This window comes from Butyrivibrio sp. INlla21 (assembly GCF_900116875.1).
In the GTDB taxonomy this organism is placed as follows: Bacteria; Bacillota; Clostridia; order Lachnospirales; family Lachnospiraceae; genus Butyrivibrio.
This window is the reverse complement of record NZ_FPCC01000055.1, coordinates 1-3952: the sequence shown is the minus strand read 5'-3', so window position 1 is coordinate 3952 and position 3952 is coordinate 1. Positions and strand designations below refer to the sequence as shown.

At 34.6% G+C, this 3952-nt stretch carries 4 protein-coding genes; all 4 read right to left on the bottom strand.

The annotated features are described in order from the left end of the window. Positions 1 to 60: 60 nt before the first annotated feature. A complete protein-coding gene (locus BM377_RS15935) occupies positions 61 to 330 on the bottom strand; it encodes a hypothetical protein (protein WP_092250957.1) in 270 nt (89 codons plus the stop codon). 7 nt (positions 331 to 337) lie between these two features. After that, on the bottom strand, positions 338 to 472 hold the full coding sequence (locus BM377_RS16660; protein ID WP_278291006.1) for a hypothetical protein: 135 nt from the start codon (positions 470 to 472) through the stop codon (positions 338 to 340). Positions 473 to 583: 111 nt separating this feature from the next. After that, on the bottom strand, positions 584 to 1243 hold the full coding sequence (locus BM377_RS15930) for a hypothetical protein (RefSeq protein WP_143104535.1): 660 nt from the start codon (positions 1241 to 1243) through the stop codon (positions 584 to 586). A gap of 4 nt (positions 1244 to 1247) precedes the next feature. Beyond that, positions 1248 to 3952, bottom strand: a 2705-nt coding sequence (locus tag BM377_RS15925; protein ID WP_143104534.1) for an RHS repeat-associated core domain-containing protein, incomplete at its 5' end; no start/stop codon positions are given.

The following is a 3952-nucleotide window of genomic DNA, read 5'->3' as shown; positions in this document are numbered from 1 at the left end:
CATTGTTATACTTTATGGATGTGGTTCTTCCTGCTTCATCCGTAAACTCAGATACTTTTCCTATGCTGTTATGTTCCCAGGCTTTCTTTGTTCCGCCATTGAATATCGAGGTTCTTTTAATGCCTTATCACAATTCTTATAACCTTCTTTGTGCATGATATCAGCAAATTCTGATATTGTTCTTCTAAACTCCTCTTCACTACCATCAAACGACCTAGTCTCTGTTATTCCAACCGTTTTCAATTCCAATTTCTTAACCACAAAATCATAATCTATCGAAAAACGCTGCACAAATATTTCATCAATTCTTCTTTCGTATTCAGCTAACATAGTTTTGCTATATCCTGTGGATGTTTTTTTTGCAATCTTGAAACCATTTTTTAGCTTCCAATCCCATTATTTCTTTGATTATTTTTTTGTATTGTTTTACATCCGGTGCCATTATTTCTTTAATTGTTTTTTGTATTGGCATATCAACCTCTGCAATCAAATTTTGAATGCAACATTAAACAAAAATCTTTTATCAACAGAAAAACATTCAACTTTATGGAATACTCTCTACTCAAATAATACTCTATGTTCCTTAAAATTTATCCAGCTCGTTCCTTATAAAATCTTCAAGATTAGATTCATTTACTTCTTCGTCTGCCCTCTCACATGCTTTGAATAAATCATAAGAGTCTGTTAGCTGTTTCCCATTTGAATCATAAATCTTAAACCAAAGATCTAATTGATAATCTTTTATTCCAAAACGCATAATATCTGTAATCAGCTTGACTATATCCTCTTTATTGTCAGGAGTCATAGTAAAAACATAATCCGGACTATCATTTATGACAGCATCCATAAATTCAATCTCATATTGCGATAAATCAATACCGGCTGCAGCTATTTTTTTCCTCATATAATCATCTCGAAATCCCCAGTAATCACCATCATGCCAATGTCCCCCAAGTTTTTTGGAGTCATACATATTTTTAATCATTTGAAATTCTATATTTCCATCTGATAATGTTGCTACATATTCAAACCTATACAAATTTGCTTTTTCTTTGAAAACATTTATCTTTTTATCAATTACTTTGAATTCATAATCCCCATAATAATGTTTTAGCTCCAAATCCAGATATTTTTTATAATTCACATTCCATGTACTGTAAAAATAGTATCTGCAACACAAAAACAACACAAAAGCAAATATAGGAACTAGTATCATCAATATTATCACTCCGCTTTTTTTCACAAGATCACCCCTCACATTCCGGTTCAAACCAAACCCATCCTCTATCAAATGTATCCTCTAAACCATCAAGGTCGCCTGCCAAAGATACCATCCATGGATATTGTAAACATCCAAATTCAGAATAGTGCTTCCCGTTTTCATCATTTCTATCATGCCTTTTTTGCTTTTCCATCCATATAGTTGAAGGTTTTCCTATAAGACTTTTAAAATAATTCCAATAATCTGAAGGCGACATTGCCTTGTGCCCTAACTCTCCTGTATAAAATCCATAATCTCCAGTTGTATTTATAAACGCATACACTGTCCTAGCATTTTTTAATCCTAAGCTTCTACCGCCTGTCTTATTGCTCCATTCTTGGGCAAAAGATGTGTTCGAATTATCATTGGTCCCTGAATTACAAGAATAGAAATATGTAACCGTATTATCAAACGCGTTCGCATCTAATTTACCAATATCCGATTGCGTGAACGAAAACTTAGACTGATCAACATCTTTTATATCGTATGCAAAGGACAATTCATTTTCATTTACATCTGTTCTTCTAGGAGTCCTTCCATGACAATAAAATGACGCTCTTGTTATTGCATCAGTACTTCTACCGCCATTTTTATCATTAATGTAATTTATTAAATCCTCTTTTCCATCAGCAACAACTATATTAACGCCTAATTTAGATGCAGTATCATTAAAATTACTTATATCTGTTTTAGAATAACCAACATCCATTACAATCCACGTTACATCTTCTGGGTCTGTACCTGAAGCTATCTGATCGCGCATATCTTTTATTGCAGTTTCAATAAACTGATAACCAAAATCATCACCATCTGCAGGTCCACCTGATAAAACAATTGATTCATGTCCATCCGGATCAATATTCATAATTGTATTATTACCACAATATGTATAAATATTATGTGTTATCGGAACACTCTTTAAAATAAACTTCGCTTTATCTCTTGATATAAATCTACCAACCCTTGCATCATAATACCTCGCCTGTGCATAATAACCGTCTGTCATTTCATCGTGCTGATATCCTGTAAATGCAAGCGGCTGAATTATATTACCCTGCTTTGTGTAGCGTGGCTTCTCTTTCTTTCCTGTGAATGGATTGAGATTTCTTCCAAACTCATCGTAAGCATAAGAAGAAACAGCTATTCCATCTGTCCCTGTAAGGTACATGCATGTTCCAAGCTCATCATGCATATAGAAATAATCCTGTCCCTCTTTTGACATAGAAACAACATTGCTATCGTATGTATATGTCTCTACTTCGCCATTTACAGAACGCTCAAGCATATTGTGATAATCTTTTGTAAGATCCAACAAGTATTCAATTCTTTCAGTCGGATTAACTACAGAAACACGCTTACCTAATCCATTATAGCTATATAATGCCTCTCCCTTAGACACATCATCTACTCGCGTAAGCATATTAGTGGCATCATAAGTGAATGTCTTTTCTAAGACATCATTTATTCTCTTCTCCGCTATATTGCCGCGTTTATCATAGCTATACGTCTTCTTCTCAATAGAATTTGTTTCTTCAAGAAGTCTGTCCAACTCGTCATAGCTGTATATTGTTGTATTGCCATTTTCTGACATACTGCTTCTGTTACCAAAAGCATCATAGCCATAAGATCTTAATAGTTCACCATTAAGGCTGACACTCGTTAGTCTCTTTTCTTGGTCATATCTGTAACTGTATCTTCCGGAAATTTCATCAAGATTACGACGCAATCTATCGATTTCTGTCCTATTTCCCTGAGAATCATACCTATAAACATACTTATCCAATAGTCCATTATTGTCATACATCTCAAGACTCTTTAAGAAACCTCCAGGAAGATAATCCATAACTTCTCTATTTGCATTAGGAAGGTACTTCTCAATAAGTCTATCAAGCTCATCATAAGTATATCTTGTTTTTTCATTTCCATTAATAAGTTCAGTCAAATTAAGCTTATCATCATAAATATAATCTACTCTCTTACCGCTCGGATATGTGATAGATGTTCTCTCATCTGTTTTTCCATAAGTATAAGATACTTTCTTACCGTTATAATCTATTATAGAAATTGCTCTTCCGAGTATATCTCTTTCAATCTCTGTTGCCCCAAGCCAGTCATTAAACTTCTCAAGTCTTCCAAGAGCGTCATAAGAAAGTGCTACGCTTCTGCCATCTGCATATTTTATTGCATTAACCTGATTATTTATATTGTACGAATAAGTCGTTTTATAATCATCTTTATCAGTCTTGGAAATCAATCTTCCGTAATGGTCATACTCATAGTGTTCTTTCTGCCCAAGAGCATCTGTAACCTCCGTAAGCTGACCGGAAAGATTGTAATCATAAACAGTTACATGACCGTCTTTCCCGACTGTAGGGAAAATCTCGCCCGTACTTTCTTCAAGACTTACAAGTCCCTCCGCCCTGTGTATGCTCTTTAGGTTATCAAGAGAATCGTATGTATAAGCTGTCTCATTTCCAAGCGCATCAACAACACTCTTAAGACGACCTGTACGTGTATATGTGTAAAAAGTTACACTTTCACCATCTGTTACTTTTGTTGCTCTTCCCATTGCATCATACTCATATGATACCGTTCGTCCGTCAGTTCCTTCTACCTTTTCTATACGGTCAAGGATATCGTATGAATAGCTTATCTCATATCCGTCTGCAAATGTTCTCTTTGTGACTCTTC

What these genes read in the sequence shown, in the direction of transcription:
- BM377_RS16660 (WP_278291006.1), bottom strand. Translation starts at nt 472, where the DNA reads ATGCCAATACAAAAAACAATTAAAGAAATAATGGCACCGGATGTAAAA.
- BM377_RS15935 (WP_092250957.1), bottom strand. Translation starts at nt 330, where the DNA reads ATGTTAGCTGAATACGAAAGAAGAATTGATGAAATATTTGTGCAGCGT.